General features: G+C 57.4%; 21 protein-coding genes. 10 read left to right on the forward strand and 11 right to left on the reverse strand.

Going from position 1 to position 24,439, the window contains the following annotated elements; genetic code table 11:
• The first annotated feature begins 32 nt into the window (after window positions 1–32).
• Both pyc and PIB16_RS21855 read left to right on the forward strand, forming a co-directional pair.
• Window positions 33–3,521, forward strand: coding sequence for a pyruvate carboxylase (gene pyc, locus PIB16_RS21850; RefSeq protein ID WP_142859673.1), 3,489 nt, complete (start codon window positions 33–35; stop codon window positions 3,519–3,521).
• On the forward strand, window positions 3,511–4,377 hold the full coding sequence (locus tag PIB16_RS21855) for a shikimate dehydrogenase family protein (RefSeq protein ID WP_236774491.1): 867 nt from the start codon (window positions 3,511–3,513) through the stop codon (window positions 4,375–4,377). The genes pyc and PIB16_RS21855 overlap by 11 nt, the downstream gene beginning before the upstream one ends.
• 41 nt (window positions 4,378–4,418) lie before the next feature.
• Here the strand turns inward: PIB16_RS21855 and PIB16_RS21860 are convergent, their stop codons facing one another.
• The gene (locus PIB16_RS21860) at window positions 4,419–5,450 is read right to left on the reverse strand and encodes a 1-aminocyclopropane-1-carboxylate deaminase/D-cysteine desulfhydrase (RefSeq protein WP_142859671.1); all 1,032 of its coding nucleotides are present in this window, start codon (window positions 5,448–5,450) and stop codon (window positions 4,419–4,421) included.
• A gap of 94 nt (window positions 5,451–5,544) precedes the next feature.
• On the opposite strand from PIB16_RS21860, the gene PIB16_RS21865 reads away from it, so the two are divergent.
• The 4 genes from PIB16_RS21865 (at window position 5,545) to araD (ending at window position 10,321) form a co-directional block, all read left to right on the forward strand.
• On the forward strand, window positions 5,545–6,339 hold the full coding sequence (locus PIB16_RS21865; RefSeq protein WP_142859670.1) for a helix-turn-helix domain-containing protein: 795 nt from the start codon (window positions 5,545–5,547) through the stop codon (window positions 6,337–6,339).
• Between the two features lie 349 nt (window positions 6,340–6,688).
• Window positions 6,689–7,669, forward strand: coding sequence for a Gfo/Idh/MocA family protein (locus tag PIB16_RS21870; protein ID WP_142859669.1), 981 nt, complete (start codon window positions 6,689–6,691; stop codon window positions 7,667–7,669).
• Entirely contained in the window at window positions 7,653–8,594 is a 942-nt protein-coding gene (locus PIB16_RS21875; protein WP_236774489.1) for an amidohydrolase family protein, read from the forward strand. The genes PIB16_RS21870 and PIB16_RS21875 overlap by 17 nt, the downstream gene beginning before the upstream one ends.
• Window positions 8,591–10,321, forward strand: a complete 1,731-nt coding sequence (araD, locus tag PIB16_RS21880) for an L-arabinonate dehydratase (protein ID WP_271046323.1) — start codon at window positions 8,591–8,593, stop codon at window positions 10,319–10,321. Before PIB16_RS21875 ends, araD begins: the two co-directional genes overlap by 4 nt.
• Before the next feature lie 91 nt (window positions 10,322–10,412).
• Here the strand turns inward: araD and PIB16_RS21885 are convergent, their stop codons facing one another.
• The 10 genes from PIB16_RS21885 to PIB16_RS21930 all read right to left on the reverse strand — a co-directional run bounded on the left by PIB16_RS21885 (window position 10,413) and on the right by PIB16_RS21930 (window position 19,485).
• The gene (locus PIB16_RS21885; RefSeq protein ID WP_142859665.1) at window positions 10,413–11,174 is read right to left on the reverse strand and encodes an alpha/beta fold hydrolase; all 762 of its coding nucleotides are present in this window, start codon (window positions 11,172–11,174) and stop codon (window positions 10,413–10,415) included.
• Window positions 11,175–11,194: 20 nt separating this feature from the next.
• Entirely contained in the window at window positions 11,195–12,031 is an 837-nt protein-coding gene (locus tag PIB16_RS21890; protein ID WP_142859663.1) for an HpcH/HpaI aldolase family protein, read from the reverse strand.
• Window positions 12,028–13,143, reverse strand: a complete 1,116-nt coding sequence (locus tag PIB16_RS21895; protein WP_269703605.1) for a mandelate racemase/muconate lactonizing enzyme family protein — start codon at window positions 13,141–13,143, stop codon at window positions 12,028–12,030. Before PIB16_RS21895 ends, PIB16_RS21890 begins: the two co-directional genes overlap by 4 nt.
• Before the next feature lie 31 nt (window positions 13,144–13,174).
• Window positions 13,175–13,969: an NAD-dependent epimerase/dehydratase family protein gene (locus tag PIB16_RS21900; protein ID WP_142859659.1), complete on the reverse strand. Its 795-nt coding sequence runs from the start codon at window positions 13,967–13,969 to the stop codon at window positions 13,175–13,177.
• A 9-nt stretch (window positions 13,970–13,978) separates the two neighbouring features.
• Window positions 13,979–14,728, reverse strand: a complete 750-nt coding sequence (locus PIB16_RS21905) for an amino acid ABC transporter ATP-binding protein (protein ID WP_142859657.1) — start codon at window positions 14,726–14,728, stop codon at window positions 13,979–13,981.
• 17 nt (window positions 14,729–14,745) lie between these two features.
• Window positions 14,746–15,471 carry an ABC transporter permease gene (locus tag PIB16_RS21910; RefSeq protein WP_142859655.1) on the reverse strand — a complete coding sequence of 242 codons (726 nt, stop codon included), beginning with the start codon at window positions 15,469–15,471 and terminating at the stop codon, window positions 14,746–14,748.
• Window positions 15,471–16,184 carry an ABC transporter permease gene (locus PIB16_RS21915; RefSeq protein WP_142859654.1) on the reverse strand — a complete coding sequence of 238 codons (714 nt, stop codon included), beginning with the start codon at window positions 16,182–16,184 and terminating at the stop codon, window positions 15,471–15,473. The genes PIB16_RS21910 and PIB16_RS21915 overlap by 1 nt, the downstream gene beginning before the upstream one ends.
• Window positions 16,185–16,246: 62 nt before the next feature.
• The gene (locus tag PIB16_RS21920; RefSeq protein ID WP_142859652.1) at window positions 16,247–17,008 is read right to left on the reverse strand and encodes a transporter substrate-binding domain-containing protein; all 762 of its coding nucleotides are present in this window, start codon (window positions 17,006–17,008) and stop codon (window positions 16,247–16,249) included.
• Between the two features lie 72 nt (window positions 17,009–17,080).
• On the reverse strand, window positions 17,081–18,418 hold the full coding sequence (locus PIB16_RS21925; protein WP_142859651.1) for an aspartate aminotransferase family protein: 1,338 nt from the start codon (window positions 18,416–18,418) through the stop codon (window positions 17,081–17,083).
• 11 nt (window positions 18,419–18,429) lie between these two features.
• Complete coding sequence (locus PIB16_RS21930) at window positions 18,430–19,485, reverse strand: phosphotransferase (protein ID WP_142859650.1); 1,056 nt, start codon at window positions 19,483–19,485, stop codon at window positions 18,430–18,432.
• A 105-nt stretch (window positions 19,486–19,590) separates the two neighbouring features.
• Between PIB16_RS21930 and PIB16_RS21935 the strand changes: the two genes are divergently transcribed.
• The 4 genes from PIB16_RS21935 to PIB16_RS21955 all read left to right on the forward strand — a co-directional run.
• Window positions 19,591–20,391, forward strand: a complete 801-nt coding sequence (locus PIB16_RS21935) for a GntR family transcriptional regulator (RefSeq protein WP_269703612.1) — start codon at window positions 19,591–19,593, stop codon at window positions 20,389–20,391.
• Between the two features lie 564 nt (window positions 20,392–20,955).
• Window positions 20,956–22,809 carry a HAMP domain-containing methyl-accepting chemotaxis protein gene (locus PIB16_RS21940; protein ID WP_161991860.1) on the forward strand — a complete coding sequence of 618 codons (1,854 nt, stop codon included), beginning with the start codon at window positions 20,956–20,958 and terminating at the stop codon, window positions 22,807–22,809.
• Window positions 22,810–23,570: 761 nt separating this feature from the next.
• Window positions 23,571–23,747: a hypothetical protein gene (locus PIB16_RS21950; protein WP_162854294.1), complete on the forward strand. Its 177-nt coding sequence runs from the start codon at window positions 23,571–23,573 to the stop codon at window positions 23,745–23,747.
• Between the two features lie 178 nt (window positions 23,748–23,925).
• The coding region (locus PIB16_RS21955) for a DUF3991 domain-containing protein (RefSeq protein ID WP_271046324.1) at window positions 23,926–24,439 on the forward strand (514 nt) is incomplete at its 3' end.

Below are 24,439 nucleotides of genomic sequence, written 5' to 3' on the forward strand. Positions count from 1 at the left end.
TTTCGGGCAACGAGTTCCTCCAAGGAGACGTCATGCCAATCACAAAAATACTTGTTGCCAACCGATCCGAAATTGCGATCCGCGTTTTCCGGGCAGCCAACGAGCTCGGGATAAAAACCGTTGCGATTTGGGCGGAAGAGGACAAGCTGTCTTTGCACCGCTTCAAAGCGGACGAGTCCTATCAGGTCGGCAGGGGGCCGCATCTCGCCAAGGATATGGGACCGATCGAGAGCTATCTTTCGATCGAGGAGGTTATCCGCGTTGCGAAGCTCTCCGGAGCGGACGCGATTCATCCCGGTTACGGTCTTCTGTCTGAAAGCCCCGAATTCGTGGAGGCCTGCAACAAGGCGGGCATCACCTTCATCGGACCGACGGCGGATACGATGCGCCAGCTCGGCAACAAGGTTGCAGCGCGCAATCTCGCGATTTCGGTTGGCGTTCCTGTTGTTCCCGCCACCGACCCACTACCGGGCGACATGGCGGAAGTGGAGCGTATGGCGGAGGAGATCGGTTATCCCGTCATGCTCAAGGCCTCCTGGGGCGGTGGTGGCCGTGGCATGCGCGCCATCCGTAAAAAGGAAGACCTAGCCCGCGAGGTGACGGAAGCCAAGCGCGAGGCCAAGGCCGCCTTCGGCAAGGACGAAGTCTATCTCGAAAAGCTGGTCGAGCGTGCGCGTCACGTCGAAAGCCAGATTCTCGGCGACACGCACGGCAATGTCGTGCATCTGTTCGAGCGTGATTGTTCGATCCAGCGGCGTAATCAAAAGGTCGTCGAGCGTGCGCCCGCGCCCTATCTGAGCGAAGCACAGCGTCAGGAGCTCGCCTCCTACTCCCTGAAGATTGCGGGTGCCACGAATTATATCGGTGCGGGCACGGTCGAATATCTGATGGATGCCGATACCGGCAAATTCTACTTCATCGAGGTCAATCCGCGCATTCAGGTGGAACATACCGTTACGGAAGTCGTCACCGGTATCGATATCGTCAAGGCGCAGATTCACATTCTGGAAGGCGCGGCCATCGGCACGCAGGAATCCGGGGTGCCGAGGCAGGAGGATATCCGCCTGAATGGCCACGCCCTCCAGTGCCGCATTACGACGGAAGACCCGGAACACAACTTCATTCCGGATTATGGCCGTATCACCGCTTATCGCTCCGCTTCAGGCTTCGGTATCCGTCTGGATGGCGGCACGTCCTATACTGGCGCTGTCATCACCCGCTACTACGATCCGTTGCTTGTGAAGGTGACGGCCTGGGCGCCGCGGCCTGACGAGGCGATCAACCGTATGGATCGCGCTTTGCGCGAATTCCGTATCCGCGGGGTGGCGACCAACCTCACATTCCTAGAGGCCATCATCGGCCATGACAGTTTCCGCAACAATACCTATACGACGCGCTTCATCGATTCGACGCCCGAGCTTTTCGCCCAGGTCAAACGGCAGGACCGCGCTACCAAGCTTTTGACCTATCTCGCCTATGTGACCGTGAACGGCCACCCGGAAACCAAGGGACGCGCAAGGCCCTCGGACAAGGCGGCAAAGCCCATCGTGCCCTATATCGATGCGCCGACGCCCGACGGCACCAAGCAGTTGCTGGACAAGCTCGGCCCGAAGGGTTTCGCAGACTGGATGCGCAACGAAAAGCGGGTACTCGTCACGGACACGACGATGCGCGACGGACATCAGTCGCTGCTTGCGACCCGCGTCCGCACCCATGATATCGTCCGCGTCGCCAGCGCCTATCCCAAGGCGCTGCCACAGCTTCTGTCGCTGGAGTGCTGGGGCGGTGCGACATTCGACGTTTCCATGCGCTTCCTGACAGAAGACCCGTGGGAGCGTCTGGCGCTGATCCGCGAAGGTGCTCCCAACCTGCTGCTGCAGATGCTTCTGCGCGGGGCAAACGGCGTCGGGTACAAGAACTACCCGGATAACGTCGTGAAGTATTTTGTCCGTCAGGCCGCAAAGGGCGGCATTGATCTTTTCCGTGTCTTCGATTGCCTGAACTGGGTGGAGAATATGCGGGTCTCGATGGATGCCATCTCGGAGGAAAACAAGCTCTGTGAAGCGGCCATCTGCTACACCGGAGACATCCTCAATTCGGCGCGTCCGAAATACGACCTGAAATATTACACCAATCTCGCCCAGGAACTGGAACGCGCGGGCGCGCATATTATTGCCGTCAAGGATATGGCGGGCCTGCTGAAACCGGCTGCCGCCAAGGTTCTGTTCAAGGCGCTGCGGGAAGAAACGGGTCTGCCGATCCATTTCCACACCCATGATACGTCAGGAATTGCGGCAGCGACGGTTCTTGCCGCCGTGGATGCGGGCGTCGACGCGGTCGATGCCGCGATGGACGCCTTCTCTGGCAATACGTCGCAGCCGTGCCTTGGTTCGATCGTGGAAGCGCTTGCCGGGTCGGAACGCGATACGGGCCTTGATACCGAATGGATTCGCCGCATTTCCTTCTATTGGGAGGCCGTGCGCAACCAGTATGCGGCTTTCGAAAGCGATCTCAAGGGGCCGGCGTCCGAAGTCTATCTGCACGAAATGCCGGGTGGTCAGTTCACCAACCTCAAGGAGCAGGCGCGTTCGCTGGGTCTCGAAAGCCGTTGGCACGAAGTGGCGCAGGCTTATGCCGATGCCAACAGGATGTTCGGCGATATCGTCAAGGTGACGCCGTCTTCGAAAGTCGTCGGTGACATGGCGCTGATGATCGTCAGCCAGGACCTGACAGTGGCCGACGTACGGAATCCCGAGCGCGAGGTCTCTTTCCCGGAGTCCGTGGTTTCCATGCTGAAGGGCGATCTCGGACAATCGCCCGGCGGTTGGCCGGAAGCCCTGCAGAAAAAAGCGTTGAAGGGCGAAGCGCCCTATACCGTTCGTCCGGGTTCACTATTGGCGGATGCCGATCTCGATGCCGAACGGAAGACCATCGAGACCAAGCTGGAGCGCAAGGTCGATGATTTCGAGTTCGCGTCCTATCTGATGTATCCGAAGGTATTCACGGATTTCGCGCTCACCGCCGAAACCTATGGTCCGGTCTCGGTGCTTCCCACCCATGCCTATTTCTACGGAATGGAGGATGGCGAGGAACTGTTTGCCGATATCGAGCGCGGCAAGACGCTGGTCATCGTCAATCAGGCTTCGTCCGGCGTTGACGACAAGGGCATGGTGACGGTGTTTTTCGAAATCAATGGTCAGCCGCGCCGTATCAAGGTGCCGGATCGGACGCATGGTGCTTCCGGCTCTGCCGTGCGCCGCAAGGCCGAACCTGGCAACGCGTCGCATGTCGGGGCACCTATGCCGGGTGTCATCAGCCGCGTCTTCGTCAATCAAGGCCAGGAGGTCAAGGCTGGCGATGTGTTGCTCTCCATCGAGGCGATGAAGATGGAAACGGCGCTTCACGCCGAGCGGGATGGCAAGATCGCGGAAGTTCTCGTGCGCCCGGGCGACCAGATCGATGCGAAGGATCTACTGATCGCTTACGACCATGGGGCTGTTGGGGCTTCCGGTGATCAGTGAACTGTTAGTGCAGCAATTGCCCAACAAGGCGGGTAGCGGGGAAGTCGATAGATCGGGAAGGCCGAAAATGATCTCTGGCAGCACGAAGACTTTCTACATGATCGCTCATCCGATCCACCACGTCCGGACACCGGAGATTATCAATCCGGTATTCGAAGCGCGAGGGATCGACGCCATTATGGTCCCAGTCCATTTTACACCCGAGGACTTCAAGACCGGTTGGGAGGCGATAAGGCGCACTCAGAATCTGGGTGGGATCGTCGTCAGCGTTCCCTTCAAGGAGCTTGCATACGAACTTTCCGACGAAGTCGATGAGATGGCGCGCCCGCTTGGCGCTGTGAATGTCGTGCGCCGGACCGGCGCGGGAAAAATGGTCGCGACCAACCTTGATGGTGACGGTTTCCTTGGCGGCATGTTGAATGGCGGCCACGACGCGAAGGGACGCAAAACCCTGGTTATCGGCGCCGGAGGCGCCGGGAAGGCAATCTCATTCGCACTTGCCGGTAGCGGTTGTGCCTCATTGAGGATTACAGACGTAAACGGGGATAGAGCAGCGGCATTGGTGGATGATATCAGCAGGCGATATGGAGATCTGGATGTTGCGGTCTCGGGCAACGCTTTATCCGATGCCGATCTGGTCGTAAATGCAACGCCCTGCGGCCTCCATCCTGAGACTGATCCGCTTCCACTGGATACCGACCTGCTTCGGCCTGGAATGATCGTGGCCGACATCGTTATGAAACCGAGAGAGACCCCGTTGCTGAAGGCGGCCGTCTCCGCAGGGTGCGACGTTCGATACGGCGCGGGGATGCTGGACGCTCAGATCGATCTGATGATCTCATATTTCGGGCTATAGAGGAGCAGTCTGCGCAAAGGGCGCAGACTGCTATCCCGGCGCTACAACTCTATCTGCGCCAACCGATTGACCGATGACCAAACATTCCTCGCGTAATGTGGATCGAACAGCGCATGGTATCCGCCGGTATGCCAGAACACGATCGGCCCCTTCAGTTCGTTTCTCGACGCAAGATCCACGATGGCGGCAATCGCCTTCCCACTGTAAACCGGGTCGGTGAGTATCCCTTCTGTGGTTGCTAATAGATCGATCGCGTCGTAGACACGGGGCGACGGACGGCCGTACCCTTCACCAAGATATTTCTCTGTGAGCTTGATATCCTCTCGCCGAAGTTCGTAATGGGCGCCAATAAGGTCTGCTCCGCCGCGCGCAAAAGCAAGATATTGCCCAACGACGTCAGGGTAAACCTCCCCTGCGACGACGATCCCGCGAATATTCCACTCAGATCCATGAAGCGCATTGCCAAGGACCAGGCCCGCATGGGTGCCCCCCGACGAACTGGCATGCACGATGGTTCCGGCCGGGCGTCCGGCTTTGATCATCTGGTCGCGGAGCTCGTTGAATCCGATGGCAAAGCCGAGGCAGCTTCGCTCCGACGCACATCCTATCGGTAACCGGTAGACGCGCTCACCAGAACGCTCCAACTCCTCGACGACGCCAGCCGCCCTCCTGGAGAGTTCATGCCAATCGATATCTCCAACGAACCTGAGCTCGGCGCCCAACAATCCGTCGAGCATGAGGTTGCCGACGGGTTGTTTGGGATCGTCATGGCAAAGCACCAAGGTGCATTTCAGCCCGAGCGCGGCGCTCGCCGCCGCCACAGCGCGGGTTGCGTTGGAAAGACGTGAGCCTTCGGCCACGAGATGTGTCGCCCCCTGAGAGAGCGCGTGGGCCAGTTCGACTTCGAGTTTACGAACCTTGTTTCCGGCAAGCCCGACTGAGCCGATGTCATCGCGCTTGCACCAGACCTCGGCGCCGATGGCGGCACTAAATCGCTCCAGATATTGGACCGGAGAAACGAAGCCCCGCAGATCGAGGCGTGGAACCTGTTCAAGGGCATGCAAAGCAGACATGTAATCCTCCTGTCGCGCAGTTTCACAATGGTCTATAGTGCAAAGCGGATATCGAAATCCGGACACTGGATCATTGCAATCGGACAAAAGCGCTATGACCCGTTCACTTTGCAAATGTGCCGACCTGGATCTAGGCGACGTCGTCGCCAGGCTTGTCGAAATATCCGAAGTCACGACCTTCGCAATGGAGCGCCATCCATGGGGCCAGTTCGTGTATGCCTATGCCGGAGCAATCGAGCTGAAGGTGGAGGGAAGGAGATACGCCGCGCCGCCTGACTACGGTTTGTGGTTGCCCAAGGCGACGGAGCATCTTGCCTGGGCCGTGCCCGGAACATCCTATGCCCTCATCGATGTCGACCCTAGCTTATGTGAAAATCTGCCAACAGTTGCCACGGCTATCTCGGTCAGTCCGATTGCCGACGCTATATTCCAGGAATTGCGCAGGCGAGGAGGCTTTGATGTTGGAAGGCCCCAGAACGAGCGCCTCCTTCGCGTGCTGCTCGACCAGTTGAGTGAAGGGACTGCAAGCGACGATTTCCTTCCGTTGTCAGAAGATCGTTTCCTGTCGCTGGTCCTCGAAGCCCTGATCTGCGATCCCGGCGACAGGAGGTCGCTTTCCGACTGGGCGCGCCATGTGAATGCCACCGAGCGGACCCTGGCGCGCAGATGCCTTCGTGATCTGGGCATGACGTTTCAGGATTGGCGGCAGCAACTGCGGCTGTCACGCGCTGTTGCTATGCTGTCAGAAGGCCGTTCGGTTCGCGTAATATCAGAGGCTCTGGGTTACCGTACGCCGTCGGCCTTCATCACCATGTTCACTGCGGCCAAGGGCTGCACACCCAGCGTATACCGCGCTCAACTGGCTGCAGGACACGCCGACTGTCCCTAACGCCAGCGGTGACACAATGATCGATGGGTCGACCGTAGCTTTTCATCTCGATCAACGAACCGAACAAGGCGCTGGTTCGTGCATTCGTCATGCTGGTCAATGGACAGATGGAGAAGCTTACGACCTACTTCGACGGCGGATGATATCGGTCGCCTTTATCGTCAGTTGAACTAAGACGGGGACACTTGCTTCGAACCGGATCTCGAACGCTTTAGCCGCACCCGCTTCGTCACCTCTCTTTCGCATCTTACATTTCGCCTTGTTCTTTCGACGGTGGGCTACTTGACTCATCTATAAGCAATATTTCAATATTCCAATATATTGCAGGTCGATAGCGCGAGGGGTGTCCATGAAGGTTTGTATGGTTGGCCATGGCATGATGGGCACGTGGCACTCCGACAGCCTGAAGGAGGAGGATTGCGTGCTCCATACGTTGGTCGGGCGCGAACCCGATGACACCGCGGAGTTTGCGCAGACGTTTGGCTATCGAAAGTGGACCGTGGACTACGCGGAAGCGCTCGCCTCTGATATCGACGTGGTCATTATTGCAGGGCCGAGCGCAACGCATGCCGCCATGGCTATTGAAGCGCTCGACGCGGGAAAACATGTGCTCGTAGAGATCCCGCTCGCCATGAACTACAAAGACGCCGAAGCGGTTGTTGCCAAGGCTGAACAAAAAGGACTGGCACTCGGCGTCGTGCACCCCATGCGTTTTCGAAGCGAGCATATTGAACTCTGCAGAAGGGTTGCTGAGGGCACCGAAAGAATCCGCCACGTTCACTCGCGGCTGTTTCTCCACCGCCTTGAAAATATCGGCTCAACCGGTCTTCGAAGAACCTGGACAGACAACCTCCTCTGGCACCACGGCGCCCATCTGGTCGATGTCGGACTGTGGCTTTGCGGTGGTGGCGATCCCGAAGCCGCCGCCAGCCGGATTTCGCGGTCTTTCTCGATAATGCCGCCACCGCTTCCTCAAACGGGTATTCCGATGGAACTGGCTGCAATCGTCGAAACGGATGAGCATCAATCGATCGTGTGCACGGGATCCTATTACTCACGCGAGAGGATCTTTGATGTTTTCGCGGTGACTGATAGGGATTCTTACCGCCTGGATATCTTAAAGGGATTTATGTCAGTTGGCGGGCAAGAGCATTCCGTTCTGTCCGAACAGGACAACAATGCTCAGGTCAGTCGGGATTTTATCAACGCAGTTCGAGAGGGGAGAGCCCCTCGCGTCACCGGTCGATCTGTCCTTCCGGCTATGCGTCTTCTTCAGGACATCGAGGATCAACAGTCGCAATGGTGGGCCAATCATGCGCAAGAAAACTGATCCGATGACGAAAGATCCGGTTCTCGGCGTCGCCCACAGCGAAATTATTAGCAATGTCCCCCGGGGTGCTTGCGACTGTCACGTCCATGTCTTCGGAAATGATGCCGAGTTTCCGATGTGGAACGGCCGTTCCTACACGCCGCCGCCGGCGCCCGTCGAAGCTTTGGCAGCTCATCAACGCGCCTTGAGCTTCGATCGCGTTGTTATTGTCCAGCCGAGTATCTATGGAACCGACAATCGGTGCACACTCGACGCAGTTGCCAAGATCGGCCCCGGTGCGCGAGCGATCGCAGTGGTGGATAACGAGACGCCTTCGCGCGACCTTCAAGACCTGGCACATGGCGGCGTTGTAGGTATGAGGCTCAATCTGGCGGCCGCCGCGGCCGCAGATCTCGACAGGATTCGAAAGCAACTCTATCAAGCGATTGAAATCGCGGAACCTCTTGGGTGGCATGTCCAGATCTTCACCGAGCTCAAGATCGTGGCTGCGTTGGAGAACGATTTCAGACAGGCACCGACGCCTTTGGTGATCGATCACTTTGGCCGCGCGAACGCTGGTGAAGGTATCGAGCAGCCCGGCTTCGACGTCTTGCTCGATCTTGTCGCAGCGGGGCATGTATATGTGAAACTCTCCGCACCCTACCTCGTGTCGTCATCTCCAACGCAAGACGACGTTATGCCGCTCGTTCGAGCACTGGTTCGCGCCAATAGCTCCAGGCTCCTCTGGGGATCGAACTGGCCACATCCAGGTGCCGGCACCGGGATCCCTGCGGAAGGGATCGTTCCTTTCCGCCCGATCGATGACGGGGCAGCAATCGACAATTTCGCCTCGCAGCTGAACGACCAAGAGGTCTTCAGGCGCATTCTCGTAGACAATCCGGCAAAGCTGTTCGGCTTTTCGGATACGGATGGATTGGTCCCATGAAAAAGACTCCCGAAACGTTGAGAAGCGCCAGATGGTTCGCTCCTGACGACCTCAAAGGGTTTGGACATCGATCGCGCATCATGCAGATGGGCTACGGTGTGGAAGACTGGGCCGGGCGGCCTGTCATCGCGATCATCAATACATGGTCAGATATCAACCCCTGCCATGCCCACTTCAAGACCAGGGTCGATGACATCAAGCGGGGTGTGTTTCAGGCTGGTGGCTTTCCGATAGAGCTGCCTGCGCTTTCGCTGTCAGAAAACTTCGTGAAGCCCACGACCATGCTTTATCGAAACATGCTCGCTATGGATACCGAAGAGCTTATTCGATCGCATCCAGTCGATGGCGTGGTGCTTATGGGCGGCTGTGACAAAACCACGCCCGGATTGATAATGGGAGCGATCAGCGCGGGCGTCCCGGCTATCTATGTTCCTGCGGGACCAATGCTCCGCGGCAATTGGAAAGGCAAGACGCTTGGCTCCGGTTCGGATGCCTGGAAGTTCTGGGATGAACGCCGTGCCGGGAACATTACCGACAAGGACTGGCAGGATATCGAGGGTGGCATCGCAAGAAGCCATGGCCACTGCATGACCATGGGTACGGCGTCAACGATGACGGCCATCGCCGAATCGATAGGCATGACGTTGCCCGGCGCATCGTCTATCCCGGCCGCTGACGTCAACCACATCCGCATGTGTGCCGAAGCCGGGCGCCGCTGCGTCGATATGGTCTGGGACGATCTCACACCTTCCAAGATCTTGACCCGCAACGCCTTCGACAATGCCATTGTGGTTTCGATGGCCATGGGCTGTTCGACCAATGCGGTGATTCATCTGGTCGCCATGGCACGTCGCGCAGGACACGATGTGACCCTCAACGACTTCGACCGGGCAAGCCGCATCATCCCCGTCATCGCCAATGTCCGGCCGAGCGGAGATACTTACCTGATGGAGGACTTCTATTACGCCGGCGGGCTGCCAGCGCTTATGAAGCGTCTGGAGGCCAGTCTGTTTCTTGAAGAACGCACCGTCAACGGCAATACCATCGGTGAGAATATTGCCGGCGCCGAGGTCTACAATGACGATGTCATCCGGCCGCTGGACAATCCGATCTACGCCGAGGGCGCGCTGGCGGTCCTCAAGGGAAATCTTGCCGAGGACGGCGCGGTCATCAAGCCGAGCGCCTGCTCCCCGCAATATCTCAAGCACACCGGTCCAGCTCTCGTCTTCGATGATTTTCCTGCCATGAAGGCCGTCATCGATTCTGATGATCTCGAGGTGACCGCAGATCACGTGCTGATCTTGCGCAATGCGGGACCTCAAGGCGGGCCAGGCATGCCTGAGTGGGGCATGCTTCCAATACCGAAAAAGCTTGTGAAGCAGGGTGTCCGTGACATGGTGCGCATTTCCGATGCGCGGATGAGCGGGACCAGTTATGGAGCATGCATCCTTCACGTGGCGCCGGAAGCATACATCGGCGGCACGTTGGCCCTTGTCAGGACTGGCGATATGATCTCGATCGACGTCCCCAACCGGACGATCAAACTGGAGCTAGACGATGACGAGATCGCTCGCCGCCGCGCCACATATCAACCGCTCCCGCCACGTTTTACCCGAGGGTACGGAGCAATGTTCTCGAAGCACATTCAGCAAGCTGACAAAGGCTGCGACTTTGACTTCCTGGAATCGGCTTACGGCGGCCCGACCGATGAGCCCGCGATATTCTGATTGCGGTTCCAATCGGCTTCAGCTGTCGCAACGGGAAAAGTCCCGGCGCATCGAGCGCCGGAACCGAAGGATTCTTGATTAGCCGGCCTGCTCAGGCAATCGTTTCGAACAACGCCTCAGAGAAGATCGCAGGCTCCTCCCACATGGGATAGTGGCCGCATCCCTTCAGCACGCGGAGTTCGAAATCAGGGAACCAGGAACCGATCGTCTCGCGCAGCCGTTCCGGCACCGCACCTGGATCCTTCTCGCCGACGATCACACGCACTGGCACGCGAGCATTCTGAATTTCTTCGGCAAATCCTTTGCCGGTCCACGATGCCATATAGGCTTCCAGCACGTCGGGACGGGTGCCAGCGAGGCTGGTGTCGCGCAACCTTTCGACCCAGTCATCGGATCGGATGCCGCCGGTGTTTGCACTGATCAGCTTCTTTCTTGCGTCGGGGTCGCGCACCGCGGCCAGCAAAAGCTCCCTGCGCTGGTCATCAATCCTTGCACCCGAAGCTGGCACAGGTGCCAGCAGGATCGCCGAAAGAAGCCTCTCCGGAATATCAATGGCCAGACGCTGCGCCGACATCCCGGCCATTGAGTGTCCAATAACATGAAAGCGGTGCCATCTAAGTCGATCGGCGCAGGCGACAATGTCCGCTGCAATCTGCTCGACAGTATAGGGGCCGTCTTCCTGAATCCGACTGCCATAGCCGCGCGCATCCAGAAGCGCGAAGCTGTAGCGTTGCTTATCGATCAGCGGCAGGAACGGATCAAACAGACGGTGATCGCCCATCCATCCGGTCACCGCTATTATCTGAGTTGTGCCATTCCCGACAACCTGTGCCGGCGAAACGTTTACTGTCATTTTTGATTTTTTCTCCCGTTTCAGTATGTGCTTTTGCCGCCTGATTGCTTCGTGGGCTCGGTTGCCCCGGTTGACCTTGATGCGCTCCTCAGATCACGGAACGTTTTGACACTCGCGGCAGCTGCGCCCGCCAACAACCTGACATCGTTCGAGACCGTGACCATGTCGAATCCCCATTCTGCAGCTTTGGCTGCATAGGTTGGCGTTCCGCAATGAAGTGCCGCGCTGATCCCGGCGCCGTGCGCCGCACTCAAGATCCGCTTGATGTTCTCGATCAACTCTGGTTCTTCCCGATCGAAACCGGTCGGGTATTTCATGCCCGTGAGCCCGATCGTCAGATCGGCAGGTCCGATATAGACACCGTCGAGACCGGGTGTCGCGACGATCTCATCGAGATTTCTCATTGCTTCCGCTGTTTCGATCATCGCAAAGCAAAGTACCTGATCGTCTGCTTCCTGGCCGTAATTGGCGCCCGCCGAGATAGCGGCGCGGGACGGTCCAAAGCTACGAACTCCTTTCGGTGGATAGCGAACGTAGGACACGAGCCTTTCAGCCTCGGCTCGCGAATTGATCATCGGGCAGACAATGCCGTAAGCGCCGGCATCAAGAGCCTTCATGATCAGGGCAGGGTCGAGCCAAGGAACACGAATAAGCGGGACGACGCCGCTTGCTCGCATCGCCTGCAGCATGGAGACCGCCGCCTGGTAGTCGACAATCCCGTGCTGCAGGTCGATCCCGATACTGTCGTAGCCTTGCTCGGCCATAATTTCCGCCGAAAAGGCATTGGCGATTGAAAGCCAGCCGTTGAGGACACAGCCACCCTCCGACCAGATCGTTTTGATGGCGTTGGCCTTCATTGATAGCGGCTCCCTAATACTCGACCGTATTTCTTGACGACATCCAGATCGGGCTCGAAGCCGATTCCGGGTTGGTCCGAGACGCGGATCATGTCGCCGTTACGAATACCCTCTACGTCGGCAAGCCAGGCTTCCGGTTGAACAAAATTGTACTCCAGCGCGGTGATCGATGGACGTGCAGCCGCAACCTGTAGCGAGGCATAAAAGCCTGGGCCGAAGTATGGGGAATGCGGCATGAGCGTCGTATTGGCCGCATCTGCCAGATCCACAATTCTCAGATACTCGGAAATCCCGCCAACTTTGGTCATGCTCGGCTGCAGAAAATCGACAGCGCCTGCGTTCAAAGCTTGCTCGATCTGGAAGCTTGTGCACCAGTTTTCACCGGCGGCGATATTCAACCCCTTGCCGCGGAGCGCAGCCAGTGCCGAAAAATCCTCAGGTGGGTAAATCGGCTCTTCCAGCCACGTGAGAGCGAGCGCCTTCAGTTCGGCAAGGTTGTTCTCAATGAATTCGCGCGACCAAGCACAATTGACATCGACGCAGATATCCGTGTGATTTCCCACCGTCCTCCGGCATGCGGTGATCGCAGGCAGCGTGATCTCATGCAGTTTGATGCGGTTGAAACCCGCGTCCGTCACCTGCTTTGACGCATCGACCACGAGGTCGTGCTCAGCATACCGAACCAGGCTGGCGTAGAAGGGAATTTCGTGGCGGACCTGGCGCTCTCCTGCCAGGAGCTGATAAAGCGGCTTTCCGGCTCGTTTCGCCTTGAGATCCCATAGAGCGATGTCAACACCGGAAATCGCGAAGATCGTCACTCCGTAACGCCCGAACATATGTAACTGGCGCTGCGTCTTTGCATTCCACGCTGGAATGTCATCGATCTCCGTCCCTACCAGAAGCGGCAGGATCAAGCGATCGATCACGGATTTGGTGGCGTCTATCAGCGAATAGCCAAAGCCTTCACCCCACCCGACATTTCCGAGCTCGTCCTCCAATCGCACAAGAGCAAATTCCAATGTCTTCCAGGCGGTAGGCATTATGCCGACCCCCGTTCCGCGCAGTGCAAAGGGTATCTCGACAAGAAAAACTTCGGCCGATATGATCTTCATATATATTCCTCCCCGTGATTAATCTCTTGCTCTAGTCACGCGTCGGTGCGGGCAGCGGGTTAACGGCAAAAAAACCGCCCACTTTCGTCGTCGCCTCGGCGGGCAATTCCGATAGCGATCGAAACTCCTCGGCTCTGTGGTCACCGGCGAAATCCTGCGGCCGATAGCCGAGCTGCTCGGCGCGGATGTTGTCGAACACGGCGTTCGGGCAGTTCGACACGGAATAGACGACGTCACATCCGATCTCGGGATGCATTAATCCGATCTCGATCAGCTGGACCATGTCCCGTCCACTGGTCCAGATCCGTTCGCGCCGGCCGTCCACCACTTTGGGATCAGCATTGCCTATGCGCAGGAGCATGGTCTTGATGCCGTAGCGTTGGGCATACATTGCGCTGGCAGCTTCGCCAAAGGCTTTGCTCAGACCATAATAGCCATCGGGCGCGGGCGTAACAGAATGGTCATATTGACGAGCGGAAGGATACTGACCAACAATATGATGACTGCTGGCGAAAACGAACCGGCCCACTTTCGATGCCCGGCACGCTTCAAGCAGATAAAGAACAGCGCGATAGTTCGGATCAAGCGTATCCTCGAAGTCGACATCGGGCCCGACCAATCCGGCGAGATGCACAACGCCATCGACACCTCGCACGACCTCCCGGCAGAACGCCGCGGATGTGAGGTCACCGATGACTTTCTCCTCTCCGACCTCAGTGGCAAAGTCATTCCGCCCCGTGACCCTGAGCATATAATTATCCTTCATCAGGGGACGGATCAGTCGGCCGACATTTCCAGCGGCTCCGGTAATCAGGATCGTTTTCATGGTGTTGGCCTAGTGCAAGAGCTGTCTGAGGAAGGCCCGCGTACGCGCCTCCCTGGGATTGTCGAAAAACGCGGCGGGCCGCGCGGTCTCCACGATCTTTCCATCTGCCATGAAGATCACACGATCGGCGACCTGTCGTGCAAATCCCATCTCATGGGTGACGCAAAGCATGGTCATTCCGCTCTCAGCGAGATTGACCATGACGTCGAGAACCTCCCGGATCATTTCCGGGTCGAGTGCGGAGGTCGGCTCATCGAAGAGCATGATTCTCGGCTTCATCGCGAGAGAACGGGCAATAGCGACGCGCTGCTGCTGGCCGCCTGAAAGTTGTCCTGGATACTTGTTAGCCTGTTCAGGGATCCTCACCTTTTCAAGGAAGCCCATCGCCACATCGTTGGCCTCGGAACGCGACATGCCCCGCACCGACCTGAGCGCCAGGGTGCAGTTCTCGAGGATCGTCTTGTGTGGGAACAGGTTGAAGTGCTGAAACACCATTCCGACCTCCCGGCGAACGGCTTCAATCTGCTTCCGTTCGTTGGTCAACTGAACGCCCTCGACCAGAATCCGCCCCTTCTGATGTTGCTCGAGATGATTGATGCAGCGGATCATCGTTGATTTGCCCGATCCCGAAGGCCCCGCGATGACAATCCTCTCTCCTTCCTTCACCTGAAGGCTGATGTCCGTCAGGACCTGGTGGTTGCCATACCACTTGGAGACGTTGTCGAACTCCACGGCGCAGTTGGCAGACTTTTCGGCCATCGAAAGCTCCATATTGGTCACGCCTGCACGACAACCGGCGGCTTACTAGCCGGCGCGACACGATGGCGGAGATGTCGGGTAAGATACAATTCGAGAACGCCCCACAGCCGACGGATCGTTTCCACCATCATCAGGTAGAGAACAGCGGCCCATATATAGACCTGGAAATCAAACGATCGCGAGAAGGCCAGCTTCGTGGCCTGCATCAGCTCAGGAACAGTGATAACGCTTGCGAGGGCCGAAGCCTTCAACGAAAGGATCAACTCGTTTCCAAGCGGGCGCAACGCAATGATCATCGCTTGGGGGAGAAGGATCTGGAAGAACGTCGTTGTTTGGCTGAGGCCAAGTGAGTTTGCGGCTTCAAGCTGACCGCGGGGCAGGGAGCTCAGCGCGCCCCGCAGGATTTCAGCCTGGTAGGCGATAGTGTTCAAGGTGAAAGCGAAGAGCGCGCAGAAATACGCATCCCGGAACAGCCACCAGACTCCAAGGGCTGTCAGTTCAGAACGGATCTGACCTGCACCATAGTAGATCAGGAATATCTGCCCGAGCAGCGGGGTTCCGCGAAAGAAGACGATATAGGCCTTGGCCAAATAGCGAGGAATTGCATAGCTGCTGTTGCGCACAATGGCGAGCGGGAGAGCAAACACCGCGCCGATAAGCGCTGAGGTCAGGACAAGCTGGAGCGTGACAACGAGGCCCCAGAGGATTTTCGGACCGTAATTCGACAAAAGCTCGAAATTCATCAACGGCCTCCCACAATCCCGCGATTGGATCGCGCTTCAAGCAGGCCTATGGCGCCCGACGAAATCATCGAGACGGCGAGATAGATCAGACAGGCGACGGCATAGAAAAACAGCGGTTCCTTGGTATTCGCGACGGCAAGATTAGTCTGACGCATTAGATCCGAAAGCGAGATAATGGAGACCAATGACGTATCTTTAAGGAGCACGAACCAAAGATTGCCCAGGCCGGGGAGGGCAAGCCTCCAGAGCTGCGGGCCGATGACGCTTGCAAAAGTGCGCCACCGCGACAGACCAAGGGCTGCGGCAGCCTCGTGCTGCCCACGCGGAATCGAGCGCAGCGCAGCCACAAATGTCTCGGAGGCGAAGGAGGCGAAAACGATACCGAGAGCGATCATACCAGCGATAAATCCGCTGAATTCTCCAAAAGGGACACCGAACAGCAGTTGTGAAACACTTTGCAGGACCATTCCGCCGCCGTAGTAGATGATGAACAGCGTGAGCAATTCCGGCAGCGCGCGAAATGTCGTCGCAAAGACAGTTGCCGCGCCGGCAAGCCATTTCCGCTTGCCGTTGATCAACAGTGCGAGACCCAAGCCGAGCAGAAGTCCGAACGGAAGCGTGGCGAGCGCCAGCCTGATCGTCAACGAAAGCCCTTCGAGCAGCGGTCCGCCCCAACCTTCAGGGTCTAATGAAAGTAAATGAAGAAGATCCACCCGTCGTCTCCCGAAAAGATCAATGCCCGGCCATTGCTGGCCGGGCGCCAGGATGATCGGTCTCAATAAATCGAGAAGGGGAAATACTTCGCATTGATGGTCTTGTAGCTACCATCGGCGAGGATTTCCTTCAGCGCGGCATCGAGCTTCTCACGCAGTGCCGTATCCTCCTTGCGGACACCAACACCCTTGCCGGCGCCAAACAACGGGTCACGCAGATCGTCGCCGACCAGTTCGCAGCAGGACCCGTCCGACGACTTCTTGAGCCATTCGTCGAGCAGGATCTTGTCGGACAGGACAACATCAAGGCGACCAGCGGCCAGGTCGGCGCTTGCATCATCAACGGTTGTGTAGGTCTTGATCGTGGAATCTTTGTATTTCGCTTCAAGGAAATTCTGCTGCGTCGTCGACCCCTGGACCCCGATCGTTTTGCCGGCGAGAGCGGCGGGCGAGATATCGGTGACCTTGGCATCCTTCGGAGCCATGAACTTCGCAGGCGTGTCGTAGTATTTCGCGGTGAAGTCGATCTTCTTCTTGCGCTCTTCGGTGATGTTCATCGAAGCGACAATGGCGTCGAACTTGTGCGCGACAAGAGCGGGGATCATGCCGTCCCATTCCTGAGTGACGATCTCGCACTTGAGCTTCGCCTTTTCGCAGAGCGCGTTGGCGATGTCGACGTCAAAGCCGGTCAGCTTGCCGCCTTCGACATAGTTGAACGGAGGGTAGACGCCCTCGGTGGCGATCTTGATTGTGTCTTCCGCGTGCGCGGTAGAAATCAGCGTGAGCGCCAGCGCGCTGGCAGTAGCGATAAGCGAGAGTTTCATGTCATTCCCCTTTAGGAAGGTTAAGGATGGCGCGGGTTTTCCCGTCTTTTGTTTTTGCGTAGGCCCGAGGGCCTACGAGAGTTCGGCGAGTACCTCGTCCAAAGCGGACAAGAAGAGGTCGGCGTTTTCCACGGTGAACGGCAAGGGAGGACGAATCTTCAGGACATGCCCGAATGAACTCGAAGCGCTGATCAGCATGCGCTTTTCACGAAGTCCATTCACAACGCCAAGCGAGAGTTTGCCGTTCGGCGTCTTCGACTTGCGGTCGGTTACGAACTCCATACCCATGAACAGGCCTGCACCGCGGACCGCGCCGATTTTTTCGTACTTGTCCTGGAGTTTTCGCATGCCGCCGACCATGTATTCACCGATCTTGGCGGAATTCTCCATCAGCTTCTCGTCCTTGATGACGTCGAGAACAGCCTGCGCGGCGGCAATGGAAACCGTATTGGCGCCGAAGGTGTTGAAGTAGCGGATATCGTTGCCGAAGCGCTCCAAAACTTCCGGCTTAGCTGCGACGCCGGCGATCGGCATGCCGTTACCCATCGGCTTGCCCATAACCACGAGATCGGGAACGATGCCGTGGCGTTGGAAGCCCCACCAATGCGTACCGGTGCGGCCGAACCCGGGCTGAACTTCGTCAGCGATGTAAAGGCCGCCGGCGGTGTGAACGACGTCGACCGTCTTCTTGAGGAAACCTGCTGGTTCGGTCAGGATGCCATCGGTCGAGAAGATGCCGTCTGCGATGAAGGCCGCAAGCTTGATACCATGGCGCTGCATCGTCTTGATTGCGTCTTCGACGCGCTGGGCAAACACTTCGCCAACGTCCTCGCCCTCGCTGCGATACTGGTCCGGAGCGTCGACCACATAGACATGCTGGCCGATAGGGACATTCGGACCCATCGAAGGCGAGATCTCGGCGACGGCGGTCGTCAGCCCGTGATAGGCATTGGCGGTGACGATGACACCGGTACCGCCGGTATAGTAGCGAGAGATGCGCAGTGCCAGGTCGACGGCTTCGCTACCCGTGCAGGTATACATGACATTGGCGATTTCGCACGGATACGTCGCGAGCAAGTCCTCGGAATATTTGAGGATCGAGTCATGCAGGTAGCGGGTGTGCGTGTTCAGGATAGCGGACTGCTTGGCTATGGCATCGACGACGCGAGGATGGCAGTGACCGACGGAGGGGACGTTGTTGTAAACGTCCAGGTAAGCATTGCCCTCTGGATCATAGAGCCAAACGCCTTCCCCCCGCACGACATGTACCGGGTGCTCGTAGAAGAGCTTGTAGGAGGGGCCGAGAAGCTTTCTCCGGCGCGCGATCAGCGCCTGTTCATCGGCGGGTAGCTTGTCAACGGTGCTGGGATCGAAACCGTTGATCATATATGCGGAAGCGGATGAGGACATCGAACGTACTCCTAGAACGACAATGCGCGAGCAAGCATGTCTGCTGCCCGGGAATGGGGGATTTCGGCGAGACGGTGAAATTGGAGCCAGGCCTGCGGTGTATTGCGCAGGATGTAGGCGCGGTTTTCCGGGAACCGGACAGCCCGCCATTCGGTTATTGCGATGCGCATGACCGTGCGTGCGACAATGGTCGTAAACAGCACGTCGACTTCCTCGGCCAACAACGCGCGTCTGCCATGGAAACCCGTGAGGAAATCGCAAGCCGCAGCCATAGGATCATCGGCCTCGGTCAACTGGTAGGCCGCGGCCACCGCGGCATCAAAGATAACCGGTGTGCGCACCATGTCGCCAAAATCGATGATGCCAACGACTCGGTCGGTTTCATGAGGGTCGACGACGACGTTGTCGCTGTTGAGATCGTTATGGACCACTTGAGCGCGTAGGGAAGGAATTTTCGGAACGACTTCCATCGCAAAGCGATCCACCCAACTTAGGAGCTCCGCCGCTTTGGACGCATCCTTGATCTCATCGATCATCGGCTTCAGGGAGAGCGTGTTCTTGAGATCCCATGTTGAAAAGTGGTCTTCAGCCGGGTGACGGAAATCTTCGAGCGCTTCTTGCAGACGTGCCAGGCTTGCTCCGATATTCCGGCGCTGCCGACAGGTTTGCGGACTTTTACGCTGCAGCTCGCCCTTGGTGAATGTAACAAGTCGCACGGCGCGACGGTCATCGGGGCCATAATCAATCTCGAAATCCAAACGTCCATCACGAGTAGGGACCACCCGTTGGACCGGCATCCCCGGATCCCGTTCCTCGACATGCCGTAGTGCCATCGTGTGCATGTTCGTGACGGCGGGATCTTCCCCTGGATTAACGACTTTCAGCAAATACTCGTCTCCACCTTCGGTGGAGATACGGAAGTTGCTGTCTTTCTCTCCAGAGAGACGGTGGGCTCGAACTCTGAGACCGTAGTGCTGAAGCGCTATGTCCACGGCCTCGTCAGAAGTCAGCAGAGTTGATTTCGCGGTGAGGGCCGGCGTGACTGGATTTCGCTTTGATTGGAGCATTCATGAGTTCCCTTGCCCTTCGTTACCGATATATTGGTATATAAATATTCTGTTGGCAAGCGAGAATCTCCGGATGCACACCGACAAAAGTTTTGGAGTGTTCCGATGTATTGGTATATTGTTTGGAAAATCGCCGCGTACGCGCGGCTGTCGGAGAGTATCCCAGAGGTGACCGTGGATCAAATCGTGCCGTTGTTTTCCCCCGACCAATTGGATGGTCGGACATCAAAATCGGCGCAGGTGTACGAACTCCTACGCAATGCGATCATCTCGCTGAAGATGCCGCCGGACAGTGCCGTGGTTGAAAAGGATATTTGCGCCCAGTTGGGAATTTCACGAACACCATTGCGCGAGGCAATCTTACAGCTAGCGAAAGAAAGTCTGATCAAAATCGCTCCAAGCGACGGAACTTTCGTGAACAAGATCATCCTCCGGGAAGTGTTGCAGGGCCAGTTGGTCCGGGACACGATTGAGATGCGATTGACACAGCTGGCAGCCCGGAATTTCAAACCGGAGTATGAAAAAGAGTTCGAATTGGCGCTGTTCAAGCAGAAAGCCGCGGCGAAGAGGAAGGATGTTGATGAGTTCTTCGCGCTCGACAACGAGTTCCACAGACTGATATGTGAAACGGCTGGCTTTCCAGATGCGTGGCTGGCGATCCACAACGCAACAGGACAACTCGATCGCGTGCGCAGGCAGGCTTTCCCCCTTGAGAGCCATTATTCGGTCGTTTTCGATGAGCACCGTGAGATCTACGAGCGGATAAGGAAGCGCGACGAGGCGGGCGCTGCAGCGGTTTTCCAGGTGCAACTGGACAGCACTTTTCCGTCCATCCAGATCTTGCGAGAAAAGCGACCGGACCTGATCAGCGGGGACGCCGATATCTCGGTCACCGACATTCGGTGATGCGAGACTTATTGACGGAACTGGGGTGCTGCCGAACATCGCGTCGGCAGGAGAAAGCGACGGTGGCTTCGTTCCCGCGATACTGATGCGACGCCTTTCTCGGCTCTGATCTTAATGCGCGCCCAGCGCATCACGATTTGCGTATAGGCCCCGAGCCCTCGCTTCGATGTTGAATTAAGGCACATATTGAGAATACGGCCTGAGTCCCCACTTTGTTCGCCCATAGGCTCGCCGATAAACGCTTCCAGCAAAAGTACGGTGCGATAATTCGGTTGGAGCGTATCATCGAGGATCACTCGCAAGGCGAACGATCTTCGTAGATCTCCTGGCGGGTAATCTCGTTGAAGCCTTGGACGCGATTTGCGAATTCCTCCCACTGTATATCGAGAAATTTGCGTCAGGAGACGGTTGTGCCTTGCTTGGTTCTGGCCTCAACAACCTTCCGACAGCACTCATGATCCCAGTCATAAGCAATTTCGACGCACGCCATTTCGATGTGACGGTTCAATGAAAATTTACTGGTCATCGTCAGTATATCGATATATCAATACGTGGGGGTGCGTGATGAAAGTATATCTTCTTGAGTGCCTGACAAAGCCGATGACCACCATCTCGCTATCGATGCGTGCAAAAGTCGGGATGGCCATGGGGTTGCTACTTCTCAGCACCATTGGTCTGGGTGTCGCGGGGTTGGATCGATTAAACGCCGTGAACGCGACGGCGACGTTGATAGCGAACAAATGGCTCCCGTCCGCACAAAGCCTTGGAATGCTGGCCGCCCGCTTCGAGACCGTACGGTCACGTCAATTGCAGCTTCTTCTCTCGGGTGAGGATGATCGCACAAAGGCCGAACGGGAACTCGAAACCGGTCTGCTCGATATGTCTGACTCCATTAAGGAGTACGGAGCGCTGGCGGTCGGTGATGATGAAACCAAGAACTCCGATAACATTTCCCTCACTTACGACGCTTACATAAAATTCACAGCGCCTCTGGCTGGAATGCTTTCAGGTGGCGACTCGGCTGGAGCGCATGACCTACTGCTCGGCCAATCGCAGCCCTACCTGAAAGGGATTCGAGATGCGATAAAAAGGGGCCAGCGATACCAGAAAGAAAACTCATCATCCGCTGTTGTCTTAGGCACGAGAGCAGCCAAAGAGGCTAACTTATTCTTTGTAGTCGGTTTGGCTGTGGTGACCAGTTTGTGCATTGGCGCATTCGCGTGGATGCAGTCGCGTGTTGCATTCCCGATCGTTAGGCTCACGAACGCGATGCAGGGTCTGGCCACAGGCAATCGAACGATCGCAATTCCCGGTCTCACGCGGCGAGATGAGATCGGTTCAATGGCTCAGGCGCTGGCATTTTTCCGTAAAGCCCTGGATGAGCGCGAAATTCTTGAAAATGAACAGAGGCGATTACACGATGATACTGATCATCGCTTGCGCTCGACGGAACTGGCATTCGAGGCTGCCAGCATTGAGCAGCGCCGAGCCCTGTCAGTACTTCGTGACGGGCTGGTCCATCTGTCCAGGGGCGATCTAACGATCCGGATCGACCAGATTCTTTCAGCTGAGTACGAGGATCTGAAGACAAATTTTAATGACGCGGTTGAGGCATTGGAACAAACGGTCGCTTCCGTCGTCGAGACGGTCGTCGCTGTAAACCAGACCGCCGCTCAAATGACCGCCATCTCTAATGAACTGGCGAGGCGAACTGAGCAACAAGCAGCTTCTGTCGAGGAGGCCGCGGGTGTACTGTCGGAAATTACCTCTACGATCGGGCGGACCGCGGCCGGAGCCTCCAATGCCAACGAGGTTGTCCGGTCAGTCCAAACGGAGGCGAAGCAATCCGAAGCGGTCGTCGAGGATGCGGTCGCTGCGATGGGCGAGATCGAGGGGTCATCGTCGCAAATGTCGCAAATTATAGCAACAATCGATCAAATTTCGTTCCAAACTAATCTTCTGGCGCTGAATGCTGGCGTTGAAGCAGCGCGGGCCGGAGAGGCCGGAAAAGGATTCGCAGTGGTCGCTGCCGAAGTTCGTTCGCTCGCCCAAAGCTCGGCAAGCGCGGCTAAGGAGATCAATAACCTTATTTCGACCTCGGGAGGGCAGGTTGCGCACGGTGTTGAGCTAGTCGCGAAAGCTGGAACGACTCTGAAGCTCATCGCATCGCGCTTCGAACAAATTGCGCAAATTGTCCACGAAATTTCCGTCGGCTCAAATCATCAGGCGGAAGGCTTGCGCGGCGTTAACGCAGCCGTCGATCACATTGACAAGATGACTCGAGAAAACGCTCATCTGGTGGATGATTGGAACAAAACCGTGCAAGAGATCCTGCGCAGGTCACAAGTTCTAAAGGTTGCCGTGAGCGGCCTCACCCTTCGATCGCGGGCGAGTTTCGAAGAGAGGATGATCGCGTGATCTCCAGGCTGTCCAGCTCCGAGAGTACAACAAGTTCCATAAATCGCATTATGCGAGATGTTATAACGTTACATGAAAAGGAGCGAAGAAGAGATTTCGACTTTCCGAGGCACCTTGGCTGCCGTCGACCAGGTCCCGGCGGCAGCTCTTTTTGTTGGGGCGTCGCCAACTCACCTCCACCGATGTTTCGATGAGGGCACTCGGTGCCACGCTCTCCGCCGACCACGGCGCAACCAACCGCGATTTTTGTCATGAAGGAATGGATACTTTCGCCGCTTGAAAAGAGCTGCATCCGATGGATTTATCGAGGCAGAACCGTCGCCGAGATCGCATCCCTCGAGGGTAAGAGCGTTGTTGATATCGAAAACTGCCTGCGAAGTGCTTTACGCACGCTGGAGGCAAAATCGATCGCGGAGGCGCTCCAGAAGGCGAACCTCCCTAACCCCGATTGAGGGGCAAATCACTCCCGACGCCCGCTCTTGACTTGAAAACGGAAGCGATCTTGTTGCCGAGAGCCGCGGGAAGCGTCTGGCTCAAATGCGAATGCCGTACCCGACAGAGCGTTCCAGCTGGAGCAAACCAATCCCGCTCTTTTGGATGGCGTCCTGGCCCGGTGCCGGATCTTCCACGATCAACCCGCAGGGGGTCCGCTAGCAAGCTGCGGCCGCTCCGGCTTCGCCTCGCGGTGATCGCGCCCGTCCTCGGGCCTTGTGAGGAGCCATCGAGCGGGAATTGGCCCGCTCCCGATGGAGCCACTTCAAATGTCGCACGATCTTTCTCTCGCCCAGTCCCACGCCTTCCAGCTTTCCCGCGACCTGATGGTCCCGGTCACTCTGTTCACGGTCGACGGCGAATACGGCGTCCTTCCGTCCGACGAAATCGACGCCGACGACGATCTGGAGATCGTCCATGAATTTTTCCCATGGGCGGCTCATTGAGCCGCCGTTCCTGAGTGCCGCTTGCGAGCGGCAGGCCGCAAGGGAGGCTTCGCCGCGGCCGACCCAGGCATTGCATGATCCGACAATTGTCAGCCGCGCCCTGGCGGCCTTTGCTCTTCGCGGCTGGTGGAAGCGTGCCCGAGAAGAGACGGGCAAGGAAATGCGAGGAAGAAGAGGCATGGACAGAAGAGAAATAGAGGCGCTCCGCGAACGGGTGAAGTGTGCTGCCGTTCTCGAGCAGACGGGCTTCGCCATCGATATGAAGGAAAGCACGCGGCGGGCAGTGAAGTTTCGACGGGGGAGCGAGATCGTCATCGTCACCCATGAGGGGCGCGGATGGTTCGATCCGCTCAGCGATGCAAAGGGCGACGTGTTCGGTCTCGTCGCGCATCTCGACCATGTCGACTTTCTCGAATGCGCCGGACGTGTTGCCGCGCTCGTCGGTATTTCGATCACGGAACCGGAATGGCGGTCTCCAAAGATAGAGCAAGACTACGACCTCTCTTTATCCGAGCGATGGCAAACACGCCGCCGTCCATGGCCCGGTTCGTCGACCTGGGCTTATCTCGATGGTCAGCGTTTCCTGCCGGCATCTTTGCTTCGCGCCGCGATCCGGCAAGATCGTCTGCGCGAGGGGCCATATGCCAGCATGTGGGCAGCGCATACCGACAGCGCCGGAGCCGTCACCGGTT

Source organism: Agrobacterium sp. ST15.13.015 (assembly GCF_027871645.1).
Classification (GTDB): Bacteria; Pseudomonadota; Alphaproteobacteria; order Rhizobiales; family Rhizobiaceae; genus Agrobacterium; species Agrobacterium leguminum.

What these genes read in the sequence shown, in the direction of transcription:
- pyc (WP_142859673.1), top strand. Translation starts at nt 33, where the DNA reads ATGCCAATCACAAAAATACTTGTTGCCAACCGATCCGAAATTGCGATC.
- PIB16_RS21860 (WP_142859671.1), bottom strand. Translation starts at nt 5,450, where the DNA reads ATGTCTGCTTTGCATGCCCTTGAACAGGTTCCACGCCTCGATCTGCGG.
- PIB16_RS21865 (WP_142859670.1), top strand. Translation starts at nt 5,545, where the DNA reads ATGACCCGTTCACTTTGCAAATGTGCCGACCTGGATCTAGGCGACGTC.
- PIB16_RS21870 (WP_142859669.1), top strand. Translation starts at nt 6,689, where the DNA reads ATGAAGGTTTGTATGGTTGGCCATGGCATGATGGGCACGTGGCACTCC.
- PIB16_RS21875 (WP_236774489.1), top strand. Translation starts at nt 7,653, where the DNA reads ATGCGCAAGAAAACTGATCCGATGACGAAAGATCCGGTTCTCGGCGTC.
- araD (WP_271046323.1), top strand. Translation starts at nt 8,591, where the DNA reads ATGAAAAAGACTCCCGAAACGTTGAGAAGCGCCAGATGGTTCGCTCCT.
- PIB16_RS21885 (WP_142859665.1), bottom strand. Translation starts at nt 11,174, where the DNA reads ATGACAGTAAACGTTTCGCCGGCACAGGTTGTCGGGAATGGCACAACT.
- PIB16_RS21890 (WP_142859663.1), bottom strand. Translation starts at nt 12,031, where the DNA reads ATGAAGGCCAACGCCATCAAAACGATCTGGTCGGAGGGTGGCTGTGTC.
- PIB16_RS21895 (WP_269703605.1), bottom strand. Translation starts at nt 13,143, where the DNA reads ATGAAGATCATATCGGCCGAAGTTTTTCTTGTCGAGATACCCTTTGCA.
- PIB16_RS21900 (WP_142859659.1), bottom strand. Translation starts at nt 13,969, where the DNA reads ATGAAAACGATCCTGATTACCGGAGCCGCTGGAAATGTCGGCCGACTG.
- PIB16_RS21905 (WP_142859657.1), bottom strand. Translation starts at nt 14,728, where the DNA reads ATGGCCGAAAAGTCTGCCAACTGCGCCGTGGAGTTCGACAACGTCTCC.
- PIB16_RS21910 (WP_142859655.1), bottom strand. Translation starts at nt 15,471, where the DNA reads ATGAATTTCGAGCTTTTGTCGAATTACGGTCCGAAAATCCTCTGGGGC.
- PIB16_RS21920 (WP_142859652.1), bottom strand. Translation starts at nt 17,008, where the DNA reads ATGAAACTCTCGCTTATCGCTACTGCCAGCGCGCTGGCGCTCACGCTG.
- PIB16_RS21925 (WP_142859651.1), bottom strand. Translation starts at nt 18,418, where the DNA reads ATGTCCTCATCCGCTTCCGCATATATGATCAACGGTTTCGATCCCAGC.
- PIB16_RS21930 (WP_142859650.1), bottom strand. Translation starts at nt 19,485, where the DNA reads ATGCTCCAATCAAAGCGAAATCCAGTCACGCCGGCCCTCACCGCGAAA.
- PIB16_RS21935 (WP_269703612.1), top strand. Translation starts at nt 19,591, where the DNA reads ATGTATTGGTATATTGTTTGGAAAATCGCCGCGTACGCGCGGCTGTCG.
- PIB16_RS21940 (WP_161991860.1), top strand. Translation starts at nt 20,956, where the DNA reads ATGAAAGTATATCTTCTTGAGTGCCTGACAAAGCCGATGACCACCATC.
- PIB16_RS21950 (WP_162854294.1), top strand. Translation starts at nt 23,571, where the DNA reads ATGTCGCACGATCTTTCTCTCGCCCAGTCCCACGCCTTCCAGCTTTCC.